Genomic DNA, 18108 nt, shown 5'->3' with positions numbered 1-18108 from the left:
CCCAGAATTTGTAAGAGGACGTTAGCATCATCACCCCGGGCTGACAAGGCAATGCGCCTGTTCTACCCAGTGCGCGCATACTTACGAACACACTTTTCGTTGCCAAACAGCAACAATCCGGAATTCGGAGGCCTGAGCGACCCCGCATCAGGCTTCGAGCAGGATGCGCAGCATGCGGCGCAGCGGTTCTGCGGCACCCCACAGCAACTGGTCGCCGATGGTGAAGGCGCCGACGTACTCGGGGCCCATCGCCAGCTTGCGGATGCGGCCGACCGGGATGTTCATGGTGCCCGTCACGGCCACCGGCGTCAGGTCCTTCAGGGTCGCTTCGCGGGTGTTCGGCACCACGCTGGCCCACGGGTTGTCCGCGGCGATCAGCGATTCGATGTCGGCCACGGGCACGTCCTTCTTGAGCTTGAAGGTCAGCGCCTGGCTGTGGCAGCGCATGGCGCCGATGCGCACGCAGAAACCGTCGACCGGCACGGCGGCAGTGCCGAAGCCCGCGCCCTGGCCGAGGATCTTGTTGGTTTCGGCGCCGGCCTTCCACTCTTCCTTGGACATGCCGTCGCCCAGGTCCTTGTCGATCCAGGGGATCAGCGAGCCGCCCAGCGGTGCGCCGAAGTTGGTGGTTTCCGCGGCGCTCAGGTTCTGCTGCTTGTGCAGCACCTTGCGGTCGATTTCGAGAATGGCCGACTTGGGGTCGTCCAGCAGGGCGCGTACTTCGGTGTTGAGGGTGCCGAACTGGGTCAGCAGTTCGCGCATGTGCTGCGCGCCGCCGCCCGAGGCTGCCTGGTAGGTCATGCTGGTCATCCACTCGACCAGGCCGGCCTTGTAGAGGGCGCCCACACCCATGAGCATGCAACTCACGGTGCAATTGCCGCCGATCCAGTTCTTGCCGCCGTTGGTGAGCGCGTTCTGGATCACCGGCAGGTTCACCGGGTCCAGCACGATGACCGCGTCGTCCTGCATGCGCAGGGTGGAGGCGGCGTCGATCCAGTGGCCGGTCCAGCCGGCGGCGCGCAGCTTGGGGAAGACTTCGCTGGTGTAGTCGCCGCCCTGGCAGGTGATGACGATGTCGCACTTCTTCAGGGCGTCGATGTCGTTCGCATCCTTCAGCGCGGTTTCGTTCTTGGCCATCGCCGGGGCCTTGCCGCCGGCGTTGGACGTCGAGAAGAACACCGGTTCGATGAGCCCGAAGTCGCCTTCGGCCTGCATGCGGTCCATCAGGACCGAGCCGACCATGCCGCGCCAGCCTACGAGGCCGACCAGAGGTTGAGATGCGTTCGCCATTTCAGTTTGCCCTTATGAAAAAGAAAAAAGTTGTCTTTTCTTGCCCCCGACTCGTCGAGCCGGGGAGGGGCGTGACGAAGCGGGCTGCGGTTAGCCGGTAATCGTCTTTTTGGTGATTGCTGCAACGACCGCGTCGCCCATTTCGCGGGTGCCGACGCGCTTCGTACCTTCTGACCAGATGTCACCCGTGCGCAAGCCGGAAGCGAGCACGTCCTTGACCCCCGACTCGATACGGTCGGCAGCTTCGGGCTGGTTGAGTGAAAAGCGGAGCATCATGGCAGCGGACAGGATTGTAGCCAAAGGATTGGCAACCCCTTTGCCGGCAATGTCAGGCGCGCTGCCGTGGCTGGGCTCGTACAGGCCCTGGTTGCTCGAATTGAGCGACGCCGAGGGCAGCATGCCGATCGAGCCGGTGAGCATCGCGGCCTCGTCCGAGAGGATGTCGCCGAACATGTTGCCGGTGACCACCACGTCGAACTTCTTGGGTGCCTTCACGAGCTGCATGGCCGCGTTGTCGACCAGCATGTGGTCGAGTTCGACGTCCGGATATTCCTTCGCGACGTCGAGCATCACGTCTTTCCACAGCTGCGAGGTTTCCAGCACGTTGTTCTTGTCCACGCTGGTCACGCGCTTGCTGCGCTTGCGGGCCGCCTCGAAGGCGACGCGGGCGATGCGCTCGACCTCGGGGCGCGAGTAGCGCATCGTGTCGAAGGCTTCCTCGGCGCCGGGGAAGTGCCCGTCCACCGCGGTGCGGCGGCCGCGCGGCTGGCCGAAGTAGATGTCGCCGGTCAGCTCGCGAATGATGAGGATGTCCAGGCCCGCGATCAGCTCGGGCTTCAGGCTCGACGCGTCCACCAGTTGCTCGTAGCAGATCGCCGGGCGGAAATTCGCGAACAGCCCCAGGTTCTTGCGCAGTCCCAGGATGGCCTGCTCGGGGCGCAGCGGCCGGTCGAGCTTGTCGTACTTCCAGTCGCCGACCGCGCCGAACAGCACCGCGTCGGATTCCTTGGCGAGCTTGAGCGTCGATTCGGGCAGCGGATGACCGTGCGCCTCGTACGCCGCGCCGCCGACCAGCGCCGATTCCATCTCGAACTTCAGGTCGAGCACGTCGAGCACCTTGACGGCTTCCGCCACGATTTCGGTGCCGATGCCGTCACCCGGGAGAACTGCGATTTTCATAAGTTGGTCTGAGGTTTGAATACGGAAATGGTGCGGGTGATCACGAGATCATCGTGTGCGCGAGCCAGGGCTTCTGCGCCAGGCGCTCGGTCTCGAAGGCCTTGATCTTGTCCTTGTGGCGCAGCGTGAGGCCGATGTCGTCCAGCCCGTTGATCAGGCAGTACTTGCGGAAGGCCTGCACGTCGAACGCGAGCTCGCCGCCGTCCGGCTTCACGACCACCTGGCGCTCCAGGTCGATGGTCAGCGAATAGCCCGGGAAGGCGAAGGCCTCGTCGAACAGCTGCGCCACTTGCGCCTCGCTCAGCACGATCGGCAGCAGGCCGTTCTTGAAGCTGTTGTTGAAGAAGATGTCCGCGTAGCTCGGCGCGATGATCGCGCGAAAGCCGTACTGGTCGAGCGCCCACGGTGCGTGTTCGCGCGAGGAGCCGCAGCCGAAGTTCTTGCGCGCCAGCAGCACGGAGGCGCCCGCGTAGCGCGGCTGGTTCAGCACGAAGTCCGGGTTCGGCTTGCGGCTGGCCGGGTCCTGGCCCGGAAAGCCGGCGTCCAGGTAGCGCCATTCGTCGAACAGGTTCACACCGAAGCCGGTCTTCTTGATCGACTTGAGGAACTGCTTGGGAATGATCGCGTCGGTGTCGACGTTCTCGCGGTCCATGGGGGCCACGAGGCCCTTGTGCACGGTGAATTTCTGCATGTGATGTCTCCAGATCAGGCGAAGGTGCGCACGTCGACGAAGTGGCCGTGCACGGCAGCGGCGGCGGCCATGGCCGGGCTCACGAGGTGGGTGCGGCCACCGGCGCCCTGGCGGCCTTCGAAGTTGCGGTTCGAGGTCGATGCGCAGCGCTCGCCGGGTTCCAGCCGGTCGGCGTTCATCGCCAGGCACATCGAGCAGCCGGGCTCGCGCCATTCGAAGCCCGCGGCCTTGAAGATCAGGTCCAGGCCTTCGCGCTCCGCCTGTTCCTTCACCACGCCCGAGCCGGGCACGACCATCGCGAGCTTCACGTTCTTCGCGACCTTCTGGCCGAGTTTCTTCACCACGGCAGCGGCTTCGCGCATGTCCTCGATGCGGCTGTTGGTGCACGAGCCGATGAACACCTTGTCGATGAAGATGTCGTTCATCGCCTTGTTCGGCTCCAGGCCCATGTAGACCAGCGCGCGCTCGATGGCGCCGCGCTTGCTGGCGTCCTTTTCCTTGTCGGGATCGGGCACGCGGCCGTTGATGTCGACCACCATTTCGGGCGAAGTGCCCCAGGTGACCTGCGGCGGGATCTGCGCGGCGTCGAGCTCGACCACGGCGTCGAAGTTCGCGCCGGGGTCGGACTGCAGCGTGCGCCAGTAGGCCGCGGCCTGTTCCCACTCCACGCCGTTGGGTGCGAGCGGGCGACCCTTGATGTAGCTGATGGTCTTTTCGTCGACCGCCACGAGGCCCGCGCGCGCGCCGGCCTCGATGGCCATGTTGCAGACCGTCATGCGGCCTTCCATGCTTAGCTCGCGAATCGCGGAGCCGGCGAACTCGATGGTGTAGCCCGTGCCGCCGGCGGTGCCGATCTTGCCGATGATGGCCAGCACGATGTCCTTGGCGGTGCAGCCCAAAGGCAGCTTGCCTTCGACCTTCACGAGCATGTTCTTCGCCTTCTTGCCCAGCAGCGTCTGCGTGGCCATGACGTGCTCGACCTCGCTGGTGCCGATGCCGTGCGCGAGCGCGCCGAACGCGCCGTGCGTGGAGGTGTGCGAGTCGCCGCAGACGACGGTCATGCCAGGCAGCGTGGCGCCCGACTCGGGTCCGATCACGTGCACGATGCCCTGGCGCTTGCTCAGGAACGGAAAGAACGCGGCGGCGCCGAATTCGGCGATGTTCTTGTCCAGCGTGGTGACCTGTTCCTTGCTGGTCGGGTCGGCGATGCCTTCGTAGCCGCGCTCCCAGCCGGTGGTCGGCGTGTTGTGGTCGGCCGTGGCGACGACCGAGCTGATGCGCCAGAGCTTCCGGCCGGCTTCGCGCAGGCCTTCGAAGGCTTGCGGGCTGGTGACCTCGTGCACCAGGTGGCGGTCGATGTAGAGGATCGCGGTGCCGTCTTCCTCGGTGTGGACGACGTGTTCGTCCCAGATCTTGTCGTAGAGCGTGCGTGCCATGTCGGTCTCTTGTCTTTCGTGGGGAAATGGATTGTCTGTCTATGCGGTCTAGGCCGCGAGCTGTTCTGTTGTGTCGGCGGCGGCATGCAGGTGGTTCACCAGCGTGCGCGCCGCCACCGGCAAGGTGGAGAAGTCGCGCGCCACCAGGCGGATCTCGCGCGCCGCCCAGGCGTCGTTGAGCGTCACGCTTGCAAGGCCGCGGCCGATGCCGTCCTGCATGAGTTCGAAGGCCCGCTGCGGCATCACGCCTATGCCCAGGCCGTTTTCGATCATCCGGCACATGGCGTCCAGGCCGGTGACGTGGATGCGCAGCTTGACGCTGCGCCCGGCGCCCAGCGCCGCCTCGTGCATCGCGACGTAGATCGAGCTGTTGGTGTGCAAGCCGACGTGGTCGAAGTCGAGCGAGTCGATGAAGTCGACGGCGTCGTGCGACGCGAGCGGATGCCCCGTGGGAACGATCAGCGCGAGGCGGTCGTGCCGGTACGACAGGCTCTGCAGCTCGCCCGCGCCGCCCGCCACATGGCACACGCCGAGGTCGGCCGCGCCTTCCTGCACCGCGCGGATCACCTCGCTGCTCAGGTGCTCCTCGAGGTCGATCTTGATGGCTTCATGCGCCCGCGTGAAAACGCCCAGGTCCTCGGGCAGGAACTGCACGATGGCCGAGATGTTGGCGTGCACCCGCACATGGCCGCGCACGCCATCGGCGTATTCGCTGAGCTCGCCCTGCATCTTCTCGAGGCTGTAGAGCACCGAGCGGGCGTGGTGCAGGAGGCTTTCGCCGGCCGGCGTGAGGTCGACGCCGCGCGCGTGACGGTAGAGCAGGGTGGTGCCGAGCGTGGCTTCGAGGTCCGACAGCCGTTTGCTGATCGCCGAGGCCGCGATGAATTCGCGCTCCGCCGCGCGCCCGATGCTGCCCAGTTCGCACACGGCCACGAACAACTGCAACGACGTGAGGTCGATGCGACGGGCAAAGTTGCGTTCGGACGTGCTCATGGGGCTTGGGCATCGCGTTTTGCGATGAGTTGGCTATTTTCTAACCGTTTTCGAGCCATTGTCATCGTCATCTGAGATGGCCTTGCTGCCGGCCCGCGAAGAGGGGCGTGCCGAATGGGCAATAAAAAAGCTGCCCGAAGGCAGCTTTTTGAGGAGCGAGGGTTTTGCGAACCGCTCAGCGGGCCGAAATCGGCTTCACGTCGCGCTTGGGCGAGCCTTCGAACAGCTGGCGTGGGCGGCCGATCTTGTACTCGGGGTCGCCGATCATTTCGTTCAGCTGGGCGATCCAGCCGACCGTGCGGGCCAGCGCGAAGATTGCGGTGAACAGCGGCACCGGGATGCCGATGGCGCGCTGCACGATGCCCGAGTAGAAGTCGACGTTCGGGTAGAGCTTGCGCGAGACGAAGTACTCGTCTTCGAGGGCGATCTTTTCCAGTTCCTTGGCCAGCTTGAAGAGCGGGTCTTGTTCCAGGCCCAGCTCGGTCAGCACTTCGTTGCAGGTTTCCTGCATCAGCTTGGCGCGCGGGTCGTAGTTCTTGTACACGCGGTGGCCGAAGCCCATGAGCTTGACGTTCGAGTTCTTGTCCTTGACCTTCTTGATGAACTCGCCGATCTTCTCCACTCCGCCTTCCTTCTGGATGTCGTAGAGCATGTTGAGCGCCGCTTCGTTGGCGCCGCCGTGGGCCGGGCCCCAGAGGCAGGCCACGCCGGCCGCAATCGCCGCGAAGGGGTTGGTGCCCGACGAGCCGCACAGGCGCACGGTCGAGGTCGAGGCGTTCTGCTCGTGGTCTGCGTGCAGGATGAAGATGCGGTCGAGCGCGCGCTCGAGCACCGGGTTCACCTTGTACTCCTCGCACGGCGTGGCGAACATCATGTGCAGGAAGTTGCCGGCGTAGCTCAGGTCGTTCTTCGGGTACATGTACGGCTGGCCGATCGTGTACTTGTAGGCCATGGCCACGAGCGTGGGCATCTTCGCGATCAGGCGGATCGCGGCGATCTCGCGGTGCTCGGGATTGTTGATGTCCGTGCTGTCGTGATAGAAGGCCGACAGCGCGCCCACCAGGCCGGTCATGATGGCCATCGGATGGGCATCACGGCGGAAGCCGCGCAGGAAGAACTGCATCTGCTCGTTCACCATCGTGTGGTTCGTCACGAGCTTGGTGAAGTTGGCCTTCTTGGGCGCGTCGGGCAGTTCGCCGTACAGCAGCAAGTGGCAGGTTTCCAGGAAGTCGCAGTTGGTCGCGAGCTGCTCGATCGGGTAGCCGCGGTACAGCAGCTCGCCCTTGTCGCCATCGATGTACGTGATGGCCGACTGACAGGCGGCGGTCGACATGAAGCCCGGGTCATAGGTGAACATGCCGGTCTGTGCGTACAGCTTGCGGATGTCGATCACGTCGGGACCGACGGTGCCCTTGTAGATCGGCAGTTCGACGCTGTCGCCGCCGTTGCTGAACGACAGCGTGGCCTTGGTATCGGATGCTTTCATTTCGATTTACTTTCAGAGGAGGATTCAGGACGAAGGAGAGATTGCGGGGCGCTGGGCGCCGTCGGTGCGCATCAATTGCAGCAATGCGACCACCTCGGCACCGGCCCATTCGGGCTCGGGCTCCTTCCTGCGCAGCAAAAGGTCGAGGAGGTCGTTGTCCGACAGGTCCATCAATGTCTCCATCGCTCCCGCCTGACCGTTGGTCATGTGGGATTCGTGCCGCTCGAAGAAGCGGGCGATGAACAGGTCGTTTTCGAGCAGGCCGCGCCGGCAACGCCATTTCAGCTTGCTCAGCGCACGTTCGCTGAGCGGCTGCTGGAGTTCGTCGGCGGTTTGCATAGGGTGATTTCTCGAAGAAGGATCAGATGGCGCGACGCACCATCAATTCCTTGATCTTGCCGATGGCCTTGGTGGGGTTCAGGCTCTTCGGGCACACGTCCACGCAGTTCATGATCGTGTGGCAGCGGAACAGGCGGTACGGGTCTTCCAGGTTGTCCAGGCGCTCGGCGGTGGCTTCGTCGCGGCTGTCGGCGATGAAGCGGTAGGCCTGCAAGAGGCCTGCCGGGCCGACGAACTTGTCGGGGTTCCACCAGAAGCTCGGGCAGCTCGTGGAGCAGCTCGCGCAAAGGATGCACTCGTACAGGCCGTTGAGCTCTTCGCGCTCTTCGGGCGATTGCAGGCGCTCCTTCTCGGGCGGCACGTTGTCGTTCTGCAGGTACGGCTTGATCGAGTTGTACTGCTTGAAGAACTGCGTCATGTCCACGATCAGGTCGCGAATGACCGGCAGGCCCGGCAGCGGCTTCAACACGATCGTGCCCTTGAGCGTGAGCATGTTGGTGAGACAGGCCAGGCCGTTCTTGCCGTTGATGTTCATCGCGTCGGAACCGCAGACGCCTTCGCGGCACGAGCGACGGAACGACAGCGTCGGGTCTTGTGCCTTGAGCTTCATCAGGGCGTCCAGCAGCATGCGTTCGTGGCCGTCGAGTTCGATCTCGACCGTCTGCATGTAGGGCTTGGCGTCCTTGTCCGGGTCGTAGCGGTAGATCTGGAATGTGCGCTTCATCGTAGTGACCTTGTGAATGCTTTTATTGGCTGACTGTTAGCCGTGACTTAGAACGTGCGGACCTTCGGCGGAACCGAGGCCACCGTGAGCGGCTGCAGCTTGACCGGCTTGTACGAGAGGCGGTTGTCCTGGCTGTACCAGAGCGTGTGCTTCATCCAGTTGGCATCGTCGCGGCCCAGCGGTGCGACCGGATCGTCCGCGGGACGCTCGTAGTCTTCCACCGTGTGGGCGCCGCGGCATTCGCGGCGGGCGGCGGCCGAGACCATCGTGGCCTGCGCCACTTCGATCAGGTTGTCGACTTCCAGTGCTTCGATGCGGGCGGTGTTGAACACCTTGGACTTGTCCTTCAGGCCGATCGAATTGACGCGCTCGCGCACGGCGGCGATCTTGACCACGCCTTCGTCCATCGAGGCTTGCTTGCGGAACACGGCGGCGTGTTGCTGCATGACGGCGCGGATCTCGCCGGCCACGTCCTGCGCGTATTCGCCGGTGGTGGTCGATTCGAGGCGGTTCAGGCGCTCCAGCGTGCGGTCGGCCGCATCCTTGGGCAGGTCCTTGTGTTCCTTCAGCTTGTCGTTGAACTCGACGATGTGGTTGCCGGCCGCGCGGCCGAACACCAGCAAGTCGAGCAGCGAGTTGGTGCCCAGGCGGTTCGCGCCGTGCACGCTCACGCAGGAGCATTCGCCCACCGCGTAGAGGCCGTTCACCACGGCGCTGTTGTCTTCACCCTTCTGGATGACGACCTGGCCGTTGATGTTGGTCGGAATGCCGCCCATCTGGTAGTGGATGGTCGGCACCACGGGAATCGGTTCCTTCGTGATGTCGACGTTGGCGAAGTTGACGCCGATTTCGTACACCGAGGGCAGGCGCTTGTGGATGGTGTCGGCGCCCAGGTGGTCGAGCTTGAGCAGCACGTAGTCCTTGTTGGGACCGCAGCCTCGGCCTTCCTTGATTTCCTGGTCCATGGAGCGCGAGACGAAGTCGCGCGGTGCCAGGTCCTTCAGCGTGGGCGCATAGCGCTCCATGAAGCGTTCGCCGTTGCTGTTGAGCAGGATGGCGCCTTCGCCGCGGCAGCCTTCGGTCAGCAGCACGCCCGCGCCGGCCACGCCGGTCGGGTGGAACTGCCAGAACTCCATGTCCTGCAGAGGAATGCCCGAGCGCGCGGCCATGCCCAGGCCGTCGCCGGTGTTGATGAAGGCATTGGTCGAAGCCTGGAAGATGCGGCCTGCGCCGCCGGTGGCCAGCAGCACGGTCTTGGCCTGCAGGATGTGCAGGTCGCCGGTTTCCATTTCGAGCGCGGTCACGCCGACCACGTCGCCTTCATCGTCACGGATGAGGTCCAGCGCCATCCATTCGACAAAAAATTGCGTGCGCGCTTCGACGTTCTTTTGATAGAGCGTGTGCAGCATCGCGTGGCCGGTGCGGTCGGCCGCGGCGCAGGCGCGCTGCACGGGCTTCTCGCCGTAGTTGGCCGTGTGGCCGCCGAAGGGACGCTGGTAGATCGTGCCGTCGGGGTTGCGGTCGAAAGGCATGCCGAAGTGTTCGAGCTCGTATACGACCTTCGGGGCTTCGCGGCACATGAACTCGATCGCATCCTGGTCGCCGAGCCAGTCGGAACCCTTGATCGTGTCGTAGAAGTGGTAGTGCCAGTTGTCCTCGCTCATGTTGCCGAGCGACGCGCCCACGCCGCCTTGCGCGGCGACGGTGTGCGAACGGGTCGGGAACACCTTGGAGAGCACGGCCACGTTGAGGCCGGCGCGCGCGAGTTGCAGCGAGGCGCGCATGCCGGAGCCGCCGGCGCCGACGATCACGACGTCGAACTTGCGCTTGGTGATTTGTTCTTTTGTGTAGGTCATGGTGGGGATGTCAGGTCAGATCTTCCAAAGCACTTGAATGGCCCAACCCGCACAACCGACAAGCCAGACGATGGTGAAAATTTGCAGCACGAGACGGATGCCGACAGGCTGGACGTAGTCCATCCACACGTCGCGCATGCCGACCCACACGTGATAGAGCAGGGCGACGATCACGGAGAAGGTCAGCACCTTCATCCACTGCGCGGCGAAGATGCCGGCCCAGAGGTCGTAGCCGATGGGGCCGCGCGTGAAGATCAGCTGAGCGAGCAGGATGATCGTGAAGAGCGCCATCAGGCCGCCCGTGATGCGCTGGCTGAGCCAGTCGCGCAAACCGTAATGAGCGCCGACGACGATGCGCTTGGAGCCGTAATTCACAGACATGGGTGGCTCCTTCTCAGTAAAAACCGAACAGCTTGGCGCCGAGCACCAGGGTGAGCAAGACGCTCAGTGCCAGCGTGACGACGGCCGAGGTGTGGCCGAATTCCTTGGTCACCGCGGCATGGCTCACGTCCATCCAGAGGTGGCGCAGCCCGGCGATGAAGTGGTGCAGGTAGGCCCAGATCAGCGCCAGCGCGACGAGCTTGAAGAACCATCCCGGAACGAAACCAAGGCCGCTGTTGAACGCGGCCTTGAACTTGGCGAACGAGTAGTCCGAAGAGAGCGAGGTGTCGAACATCCAGATGATGAACGGCAGCAGCAGGAACATCAGCACGCCGCTGACGCGGTGCAGGATCGACACGATGCCGGCCGGCGGGAGCCGGTAGGTCGTGAGATCGGTGAACGCATTGATGTTTCGGAATTCGCGACGCGGTGGCCGGGGGGGAGTTGCAAGCTCTGACATGGGGGAAGGGCTTTCGTGGCTTGGATGGCTTGTTCTGAGAGCGAACGCTTTTGTTTCTTATGCGGAAATGCAAACAACGCAAAATTCTATTGCAATGCACCATCGGACAGCGGACGCGCCCGAGTCGGCGCACCGTTGCAGTCGGATGCTATTGACTTCGTAGCGCATTGCGTACGCTGCACGCGGGTTGCACCGCCTTGGAGTTTGAACCTCATCTGCATCGACTTCAGCCCAGTTGGTTCCTGTAGTGGTGCGTGTCGGTGCGATAGAGCCCGCGGCGCAGTTCCATCGGCATGTCGTGGTACGTATGCGCCACGCGCTCCACGCTGAGCAGCGGCATCTGCAGCGTCACCGCGAGCAGCGCAGCTTGCTCCGCATCGGGCAGCACCGCACGGATTTTTTCTTCGGCGCGCACCATGCGCACGCCGAACTCGGTTTCGAAGAGCGAATACATCGGGCCGGGCCAGGCGCGCAGCCGTTCGGCCGTGAGTCCCTTGAAGGGCGTGCCGGGCAACCAGAGGTCTTCGAGGATGGTCGGCACGCCCGCATAGGCGAGCACGCGGCGTACCTGCAGCACGGCGTCGCCGGTGCGAAGGCCGAGCGCCCGGGCCACGTCGGCCGATGCGCGCAGGCGCTTGCAGTCGACGATGGTGCGGTCCGCGGGGCCTTCGGTGTTCGGGTCGCCGGCGTCGGGCACCAGCTTGAGGAAGCGGTACTGCACATGCTGCTCGGCATGCGTGGCCACGAAGGTGCCTTTGCCCTGGCGGCGGACCACCAGGTTTTCGGCCGACAGTTCGTCGATGGCCTTGCGCACCGTGCCCTGGCTCACGCGAAAGCGCACGGCCAGGTCCATCTCGCTCGGAATGGGTTCGCCCGGCTTCCACTCGCCCGCCTGCAGGCTCTGCAGGATCAATGTCTTGATCTGCTGGTAGAGCGGACTGAAGGACGGCGTCGCGGGCTCGTCGAGGGCGGCGGGGGTGTTCATGGCAGCGGTGGGGTGCGCCGTGGCGGTGCCCCCGAGGATATCTTATATAAGACATAAGACGGGGCTCATTGAATCGGCTTAAAATGCGGGCCGGTCTCGCGCCGCGGGACACTGTTTCCCCCGTCGGACCTTGGCGCCCCACGAGAGCGCCGACACCGTTTCATCACCTTCTGGAGTCTTCCCATGAGCAAAAAGCCCGTCCGCGTTGCCGTCACCGGTGCCGCCGGTCAAATCGGTTACGCCCTGTTGTTCCGTATCGCATCCGGCGAAATGCTCGGCAAAGACCAGCCGGTCATCCTGCAACTGCTTGAAATCCCCGACGAGAAGGCCCAGAAGGCGCTCAAGGGCGTGATGATGGAACTGGACGACTGCGCCTTCCCGCTCTTGGCCGGCATGGAAGCCCACGGCGACCCGATGACCGCCTTCAAGGACGCCGACTACGCCCTCCTGGTCGGTTCGCGTCCCCGCGGCCCTGGCATGGAACGCGCCGAGCTGCTGGCCGTCAACGGTGCCATCTTCACCGCGCAAGGCAAGGCCCTCAACGCTGTCGCCAGCCGCAACGTCAAGGTGCTCGTGGTCGGCAACCCCGCCAACACCAACGCCTACATCGCCATGAAGAGCGCGCCCGACCTGCCGCGCAAGAACTTCACAGCCATGCTGCGCCTGGACCACAACCGTGCCGCCAGCCAGATCGCCGCCAAGACCGGCAAGGCCGTGGCCGACATCGAAAAGCTCACCGTCTGGGGCAACCACTCGCCCACGATGTACGCCGACTACCGCTTCGCCACGATCAACGGCGAAAGCGTCGCCAAGATGATCAACGACCAGGAATGGAACGCCAACACCTTCCTGCCGACCGTCGGCAAGCGCGGCGCGGCCATCATCGAAGCACGCGGCCTGTCGTCGGCTGCTTCGGCCGCCAACGCCGCCATCGACCACATGCGCGACTGGGCCCTGGGCACCAACGGCAAGTGGGTCACGATGGGCATCCCATCGGACGGCCAGTACGGCATTCCGAAGGACGTGATGTTCGGCTTCCCGGTCACCTGCGAAAACGGTGAATACAAGCTGGTCGAAGGCCTCGAGATCGATGCATTCAGCCAGGAGCGCATCAACAAGACCCTCGAAGAACTCGAAGGCGAACGCGCCGGCGTGGCCCACCTGCTGTAAGAAGCCAAGGCCAGCCCAGCATGCTCGACTGGAACCCTGCGCTCTACCGTCGCTACGAGGACGAGCGCACAAGACCTGCACAGGAGCTCCTGGCGCGGGTGCCTCTGGCCGAGGCCGGCCTTGTGGTCGACCTCGGTTGCGGTCCGGGTAACTCCACCGACCTGCTGGTCAACCGGTTCCCGAAGGCGCAGGCCCTGGGGACCGACAACTCCGAAGCCATGCTGGTCAGCGCGCGCGAGCGCCTGCCCGGCGCGCGCTTCGAGCTGAGTGATATCGCGACCTGGGCGCCGCAAGACCAAGCGCCCGACCTCATTTATGCCAATGCGTCCCTGCAATGGGTGCCGGATCACGAAACGCTGATCCCTCGCCTGTTCGACGCACTGGCCCCGGGCGGCGTGCTCGCCGTCCAGATGCCCGACAACCGGCAGGAACCCACGCACCGCCTGATGCGCGCGCTGGCCGCCGAAGCGCCCTGGGCTGAACCCATCGGCGATGCCGACAAGCTGCGCACCAAGCTGCTGCCGCTCGGCGGCTATTACGACTTGCTGGCGCCGCATGCGGCCAACGTCGACGTCTGGCACACGATCTACCAGCACCGAATGGCCGACGCCGCTTCCATCGTCGAATGGGTGCGCAGTACGGGCCTGAAACCCTTCGTCGATCGGCTGCCGCCCGACCTGCAGGCGAGCTACCTCGCTGAATACGAGCGCCGCGTGAACGAGGCCTATCCGGCACGCACCGACGGCAAGCGGCTGCTCGCGTTTCCGCGCATGTTCATCGTGGCGCAGAAAAAAGCATGACGAAAACGGTCCACCCAGGTGAAGTGCTGCTCGGCGCGCAAGCCGGCGCCGTGACATTGCCCGTGTGCGACCACTACAGCGGCGTCGAAGCGCGCATGAAGAAGAGCCTCGCGCTCCAGGCCGAGATGGCCGAGGAGTTCGGCGCCTGCGTGTTCGACGTCACCCTCGATTGCGAAGACGGCGCCCCAGTGGGCGGCGAGGCCGAGCATGCCGCGCTCGTCACGGAACTGGCGCTGGCGGCGAAGCCCGGCATGCGCGTCGGCGTGCGCGTGCACCCGGTCGACCACCCGGCCTTCGCTGGCGACGTGATCATCATTGCCGGACGCGCCGGCCAGCGCCTGAGCCATCTGATGGTGCCCAAGGTCGAATCGGTGGCCGATGTATTGCAGGCCGTCGCCGCGCTCGAAGCGGCCGATGCCGATTCGCTGCCCTTGCACGTGCTGATCGAATCGCCCCTGGCCGTGCACAACGCCTTCGAAATCGCCGCGCATCCGCGCGTGCAATCGCTGAGCTTCGGCCTGATGGATTTCGTGTCGGCGCATGCCGGTGCCATTCCCGCCGACGGCATGGGCGCGGCCGGCCAGTTCACCCATCCGCTGGTGGTGCGCGCCAAGCTGGCCATCGCCTCTGCGGCGCATGCCTACGGCAAAGTGCCGTCGCACTGCGTGGTGACCGAGTTCAACGACACCGGCGCGATGCGCACCGCGGCCCGCAAAGCGGCCACCGAGTTCGGCTACACGCGCATGTGGAGCATCCATCCGAACCAGATCCGCCCCATCCTCGAGGCCTTCGCGCCCGACGAGGCGCAAATCCAGATTGCTACACAAATCATTGCAAAAGCCTCAGCCGCTGATTGGGCGCCGACACAAATTGATGGCACATTGCACGACCGCGCGAGCTACCGCCACTTCTGGCAGGTTCTGACGCGCGCCCACGCAACAGGGCGCGCGTTGCCCTCCGAGGCGAAAGCCTGGTTTGCATTCGCGGCCTCCTGAAACGAAACCTTCGAACCCAGCCTCAAGGAAACCCTCACATGAAGAAAATTGCCCTGATCGCCGCAGTGGCCCTGGCTCTGCCGTTCGGTGCCATGGCACAGACGGCGGCGCCCGCCAAGCCGGCCGCGAAGTCCACCGAAGCCAAGAAGGCCCCGCCCAAGCGCCAAGTCACCCGCAAGGCGGCCAAGGCCGTCGAGGAAGTCACGCCGATCGCCGACGAAACCAACGTCGTGCTCACCGACGCCGACCTGGAAGTCGCCAAGCGCGTGTCCACCGGCAAGGCCCAGTGCGAACTCGGCGCCGACGTCACTGTCACCGAAGACGAGAAGAAGCCCGGCTTCTTCAACGTGACCACCAAGGGCCTGAAGTACCGCATGCACCCGGTCGAAAGCCGCACCGGCGCCATCCGCCTCGAAGACCCGCGTGCCGGTGCCATGTGGCTCCAGCTGGGCAACAAGTCGATGCTGATGAACCAGAAGGCCGGTCTGCGTATCGCCGACGAATGCCAGACGGCCGCCCAGGTCGCCTTTGCCGAAGAAATGAAGAAGAACCCGCCGAAGAGCCTTTTCGAAGGCGCCGACCCGGCCAAGAAGTAAGAGCCCCCACCAGGGATGCGGCGCGGCTCTTGCTTGCCGCGCTGCATGCCCGCCAGCCCAGTTTCCGGAGAAAAGAAGATGTTGCAAGCCTACGTTGACCATGTTGCCGAACGCGCCGCGCTCGGTATCCCGCCGCTGCCTCTGAGCGCGAAGCAGACCTCTGAAGCGATCGAGCTCCTCAAGAGCGCGAAGGAAAAGGACGGCGCCTTCCTGCTGGACCTGCTCACCTATCGCGTGCCCGCCGGCGTGGACGACGCGGCCAAGGTCAAGGCGAGCTACCTCGCCGCCGTGGCACATGGCACCGAGAAGAGCGTGTTCCTCTCGCGCGCACGTGCCACCGAACTGCTCGGCACCATGCTCGGCGGCTACAACATCAGCCCCATGATCGATCTGCTGGACGACGCCGAAGTAGGCAGCACGGCGGCCGAAGGCCTGAAGAAAACCCTGTTGATGTTCGACCAGTTCCACGACGTCAAGGAAAAGGCCGACAAGGGCAATGCCAACGCCAAGGGCGTGCTGCAGAGCTGGGCCGATGCCGAGTGGTTCACCAGCCGCCCCGAAGTGCCCGAGAGCATCACCGTCAGCATCTTCAAGGTGGCTGGCGAAATCAACACCGACGACCTGTCGCCCGCACCCGATGCGACGACGCGTCCCGACATTCCGATGCACGCCCTGGCGATGCACAAGAACGCACGCCCCGGCATCATCCCGGAAGAAGACGGCAAGCGCGGCCCGGTGAAGTTCATCGAAGACCTGCGCGCGCGCGGCCACCTCGTGGCCTACGCCGGCGACGTGGTCGGCACGGGTTCGTCGCGCAAGAGCGCCACCAACTCGGTGCTGTGGTTCACCGGCGAAGACATCCCGTTCGTGCCGAACAAGCGCTTCGGCGGCGTCTGCCTCGGCGGCAAGATCGCGCCGATCTTCTACAACACGATGGAAGACTCGGGCGCGCTGCCGATCGAGCTCGACGTGACGCAGATGAACATGGGCGACGTGGTCGAGCTGCGTCCCTATGAAGGCAAGGCGCTGAAAGACGGCAAGGTCATCGCTGAATTCACCGTGAAGAGCGACGTGCTGTTCGACGAGGTGCGCGCCGGCGGCCGCATTCCGCTGATCATCGGCCGCGGCCTCACGGCCAAGGCGCGCGAAGCGCTGGGCCTGCCGGTCTCGACGCTGTTCCGCCTGCCGACCAGCCCGGTCGACACCAAGAAGGGCTACTCGCTCGCACAGAAGATGGTCGGCCGCGCCTGCGGCCTGCCCGAAGGCACGGGCGTGCGCCCGGGCACCTACTGCGAACCCAAGATGACCTCGGTCGGCTCGCAGGACACCACCGGCCCGATGACGCGCGACGAGCTGAAGGACCTGGCGTGCCTGGGCTTCTCGGCCGACCTCGTGATGCAGTCGTTCTGCCACACGGCGGCGTACCCGAAGAAGGTCGACGTCAAGATGCACCACGAACTCCCCGAGTTCATGGCCAACCGCGGCGGCGTCTCGCTTCGCCCGGGCGACGGCGTGATCCATTCCTGGCTCAACCGTCTGCTGACGCCCGACACCGTGGGCACGGGCGGCGACAGCCACACTCGTTTCCCCATCGGCATCAGCTTCCCCGCGGGCTCCGGCCTCGTGGCCTTCGCGGCCGCCACCGGCGTGATGCCGCTGGACATGCCCGAATCGGTGCTGGTGCGCTTCAAGGGCAAGATGCAGCCGGGCGTCACGCTGCGTGACCTGGTCAACGCGATTCCGCTGTACGCCATCAAGTCGGGCCTGCTGACGGTCGCCAAGCAAGGCAAGAAGAACATCTTCTCGGGCCGCATCCTCGAAATCGAAGGCCTGCCTGACCTGAAGGTGGAGCAAGCCTTCGAACTGAGCGACGCCTCGGCCGAACGTTCGGCCGCCGGTTGCACGGTGCACCTGAACAAGGAACCGATCATCGAGTACATCAACAGCAACATCACGCTGATGAAGTGGATGATTGCCGAAGGCTACGCCGATGCCCGCACGCTCGCGCGCCGCATTGCCGCGCAGGAAGCCTGGCTGGCGGACCCGCAACTGCTCAAGGGCGATGCCGACGCCGACTACGCCGCCGTCATCGAGATCGACCTGGCCGAGATCCACGAACCCATCGTGGCCTGCCCGAACGATCCGGACGACGTGAAGACGCTGAGCGACGTGGCCGGTGCCGTGATCGACGAAGTGTTCATCGGTTCGTGCATGACCAACATCGGCCACTTCCGCGCCGCATCGAAGCTGCTCGAAGGCAAGCGCGACATCCCGGTCAAGCTGTGGATCGCACCGCCAACCAAGATGGACGCGCAGCAGCTCACCGAAGAAGGCCACTACGGCGTGTTCGGCAATGCCGGCGCCCGCACCGAAATGCCGGGCTGCTCGCTGTGCATGGGCAACCAGGCGCAGGTGCGCGAAGGCGCGACGGTGATGTCCACCAGCACCCGCAACTTCCCGAACCGCCTGGGCAAGAACACCAACGTGTACCTCGGCTCGGCCGAGCTGGCCGCGATCTGCTCGCGCCTGGGCCGCATCCCGACGCGCGAGGAATACATGGCCGCAACGGGCGTGCTCGATGCATCGAGCAGCCAGATCTACCAATACCTGAACTTCGACAAGATCGACGACTACAAGGTGGCGGAGACGGCTGCGGCCTGATCTGATCTGGTTGATTCGCCCCGGGCAGGGGCGAGCCAATGAAAAAGCCCCGCTCTGCGGGGCTTT

The 18108-nt window shown here is 64.7% G+C and carries 17 protein-coding genes; 5 read left to right on the top strand and 12 right to left on the bottom strand.

Annotated features, from left to right (window positions below; genetic code table 11):
- Nucleotides 1–147 precede the first annotated feature (147 nt).
- From asd to ACSFA7_RS23155, 12 genes are all read right to left on the bottom strand, one after another.
- On the bottom strand, nt 148–1290 hold the full coding sequence (asd, locus tag ACSFA7_RS23210; RefSeq protein ID WP_435501534.1) for an aspartate-semialdehyde dehydrogenase: 1143 nt from the start codon (nt 1288–1290) through the stop codon (nt 148–150).
- A gap of 90 nt (nt 1291–1380) precedes the next feature.
- Nucleotides 1381–2469 carry a 3-isopropylmalate dehydrogenase gene (gene leuB, locus ACSFA7_RS23205; protein WP_435501533.1) on the bottom strand — a complete coding sequence of 363 codons (1089 nt, stop codon included), beginning with the start codon at nt 2467–2469 and terminating at the stop codon, nt 1381–1383.
- A 40-nt stretch (nt 2470–2509) separates the two neighbouring features.
- A complete protein-coding gene (gene leuD, locus ACSFA7_RS23200) occupies nt 2510–3160 on the bottom strand; it encodes a 3-isopropylmalate dehydratase small subunit (RefSeq protein WP_307643342.1) in 651 nt (216 codons plus the stop codon).
- 14 nt (nt 3161–3174) lie between these two features.
- On the bottom strand, nt 3175–4596 hold the full coding sequence (gene leuC, locus ACSFA7_RS23195; RefSeq protein WP_435501532.1) for a 3-isopropylmalate dehydratase large subunit: 1422 nt from the start codon (nt 4594–4596) through the stop codon (nt 3175–3177).
- 48 nt (nt 4597–4644) lie between these two features.
- The gene (locus tag ACSFA7_RS23190; protein WP_435501531.1) at nt 4645–5589 is read right to left on the bottom strand and encodes a LysR substrate-binding domain-containing protein; all 945 of its coding nucleotides are present in this window, start codon (nt 5587–5589) and stop codon (nt 4645–4647) included.
- Nucleotides 5590–5764: 175 nt separating this feature from the next.
- Nucleotides 5765–7075 (bottom strand): citrate synthase, encoded by a 1311-nt coding sequence (gene gltA, locus ACSFA7_RS23185; protein WP_198785651.1) that lies wholly within the window; start codon nt 7073–7075, stop codon nt 5765–5767.
- A 24-nt stretch (nt 7076–7099) separates the two neighbouring features.
- A complete protein-coding gene (locus ACSFA7_RS23180) occupies nt 7100–7414 on the bottom strand; it encodes an FAD assembly factor SdhE (protein WP_013540022.1) in 315 nt (104 codons plus the stop codon).
- A 22-nt stretch (nt 7415–7436) separates the two neighbouring features.
- A complete protein-coding gene (locus tag ACSFA7_RS23175; protein ID WP_042578077.1) occupies nt 7437–8138 on the bottom strand; it encodes a succinate dehydrogenase iron-sulfur subunit in 702 nt (233 codons plus the stop codon).
- A 47-nt stretch (nt 8139–8185) separates the two neighbouring features.
- Nucleotides 8186–9994: a succinate dehydrogenase flavoprotein subunit gene (sdhA, locus tag ACSFA7_RS23170; RefSeq protein WP_206177818.1), complete on the bottom strand. Its 1809-nt coding sequence runs from the start codon at nt 9992–9994 to the stop codon at nt 8186–8188.
- Between the two features lie 15 nt (nt 9995–10009).
- Nucleotides 10010–10375 carry a succinate dehydrogenase, hydrophobic membrane anchor protein gene (sdhD, locus tag ACSFA7_RS23165; protein WP_206177819.1) on the bottom strand — a complete coding sequence of 122 codons (366 nt, stop codon included), beginning with the start codon at nt 10373–10375 and terminating at the stop codon, nt 10010–10012.
- Nucleotides 10376–10388: 13 nt separating this feature from the next.
- On the bottom strand, nt 10389–10835 hold the full coding sequence (gene sdhC, locus ACSFA7_RS23160) for a succinate dehydrogenase, cytochrome b556 subunit (protein ID WP_206177820.1): 447 nt from the start codon (nt 10833–10835) through the stop codon (nt 10389–10391).
- A 226-nt stretch (nt 10836–11061) separates the two neighbouring features.
- Nucleotides 11062–11820, bottom strand: a complete 759-nt coding sequence (locus ACSFA7_RS23155; RefSeq protein WP_435501530.1) for a GntR family transcriptional regulator — start codon at nt 11818–11820, stop codon at nt 11062–11064.
- A 183-nt stretch (nt 11821–12003) separates the two neighbouring features.
- Here ACSFA7_RS23155 and ACSFA7_RS23150 point away from each other — a divergent pair, with 183 nt between their 5' ends.
- The 5 genes from ACSFA7_RS23150 to ACSFA7_RS23130 all read left to right on the top strand — a co-directional run bounded on the left by ACSFA7_RS23150 (nt 12004) and on the right by ACSFA7_RS23130 (nt 18042).
- Nucleotides 12004–12990 carry a malate dehydrogenase gene (locus tag ACSFA7_RS23150; protein ID WP_042578072.1) on the top strand — a complete coding sequence of 329 codons (987 nt, stop codon included), beginning with the start codon at nt 12004–12006 and terminating at the stop codon, nt 12988–12990.
- Nucleotides 12991–13010: 20 nt separating this feature from the next.
- Nucleotides 13011–13790 (top strand): trans-aconitate 2-methyltransferase, encoded by a 780-nt coding sequence (gene tam, locus ACSFA7_RS23145; RefSeq protein WP_435501529.1) that lies wholly within the window; start codon nt 13011–13013, stop codon nt 13788–13790.
- Nucleotides 13787–14785, top strand: a complete 999-nt coding sequence (locus ACSFA7_RS23140) for an HpcH/HpaI aldolase/citrate lyase family protein (RefSeq protein WP_435501528.1) — start codon at nt 13787–13789, stop codon at nt 14783–14785. Before tam ends, ACSFA7_RS23140 begins: the two co-directional genes overlap by 4 nt.
- A 38-nt stretch (nt 14786–14823) precedes the next feature.
- Entirely contained in the window at nt 14824–15381 is a 558-nt protein-coding gene (locus ACSFA7_RS23135; protein ID WP_206177824.1) for a hypothetical protein, read from the top strand.
- 78 nt (nt 15382–15459) lie between these two features.
- On the top strand, nt 15460–18042 hold the full coding sequence (locus tag ACSFA7_RS23130; protein WP_435501527.1) for a bifunctional aconitate hydratase 2/2-methylisocitrate dehydratase: 2583 nt from the start codon (nt 15460–15462) through the stop codon (nt 18040–18042).
- Nucleotides 18043–18108 lie beyond the last annotated feature (66 nt).

The sequence above is a fragment of the Variovorax trehalosi genome, assembly GCF_051216415.1.
GTDB lineage: Bacteria > Pseudomonadota > Gammaproteobacteria > Burkholderiales > Burkholderiaceae_C > Variovorax.
This window is presented reverse-complemented; position numbering and strand designations above follow the sequence as displayed.

Excerpts from the sequence above, each read along its gene's own strand:
- asd (WP_435501534.1), bottom strand. The coding sequence starts at position 1,290 with ATGGCGAACGCATCTCAACCTCTGGTCGGCCTCGTAGGCTGGCGCGGC.
- leuB (WP_435501533.1), bottom strand. The coding sequence starts at position 2,469 with ATGAAAATCGCAGTTCTCCCGGGTGACGGCATCGGCACCGAAATCGTG.
- leuD (WP_307643342.1), bottom strand. The coding sequence starts at position 3,160 with ATGCAGAAATTCACCGTGCACAAGGGCCTCGTGGCCCCCATGGACCGC.
- leuC (WP_435501532.1), bottom strand. The coding sequence starts at position 4,596 with ATGGCACGCACGCTCTACGACAAGATCTGGGACGAACACGTCGTCCAC.
- ACSFA7_RS23190 (WP_435501531.1), bottom strand. The coding sequence starts at position 5,589 with ATGAGCACGTCCGAACGCAACTTTGCCCGTCGCATCGACCTCACGTCG.
- gltA (WP_198785651.1), bottom strand. The coding sequence starts at position 7,075 with ATGAAAGCATCCGATACCAAGGCCACGCTGTCGTTCAGCAACGGCGGC.
- ACSFA7_RS23180 (WP_013540022.1), bottom strand. The coding sequence starts at position 7,414 with ATGCAAACCGCCGACGAACTCCAGCAGCCGCTCAGCGAACGTGCGCTG.
- ACSFA7_RS23175 (WP_042578077.1), bottom strand. The coding sequence starts at position 8,138 with ATGAAGCGCACATTCCAGATCTACCGCTACGACCCGGACAAGGACGCC.
- sdhA (WP_206177818.1), bottom strand. The coding sequence starts at position 9,994 with ATGACCTACACAAAAGAACAAATCACCAAGCGCAAGTTCGACGTCGTG.
- sdhD (WP_206177819.1), bottom strand. The coding sequence starts at position 10,375 with ATGTCTGTGAATTACGGCTCCAAGCGCATCGTCGTCGGCGCTCATTAC.
- sdhC (WP_206177820.1), bottom strand. The coding sequence starts at position 10,835 with ATGTCAGAGCTTGCAACTCCCCCCCGGCCACCGCGTCGCGAATTCCGA.
- ACSFA7_RS23155 (WP_435501530.1), bottom strand. The coding sequence starts at position 11,820 with ATGAACACCCCCGCCGCCCTCGACGAGCCCGCGACGCCGTCCTTCAGT.
- ACSFA7_RS23150 (WP_042578072.1), top strand. The coding sequence starts at position 12,004 with ATGAGCAAAAAGCCCGTCCGCGTTGCCGTCACCGGTGCCGCCGGTCAA.
- tam (WP_435501529.1), top strand. The coding sequence starts at position 13,011 with ATGCTCGACTGGAACCCTGCGCTCTACCGTCGCTACGAGGACGAGCGC.
- ACSFA7_RS23140 (WP_435501528.1), top strand. The coding sequence starts at position 13,787 with ATGACGAAAACGGTCCACCCAGGTGAAGTGCTGCTCGGCGCGCAAGCC.
- ACSFA7_RS23135 (WP_206177824.1), top strand. The coding sequence starts at position 14,824 with ATGAAGAAAATTGCCCTGATCGCCGCAGTGGCCCTGGCTCTGCCGTTC.
- ACSFA7_RS23130 (WP_435501527.1), top strand. The coding sequence starts at position 15,460 with ATGTTGCAAGCCTACGTTGACCATGTTGCCGAACGCGCCGCGCTCGGT.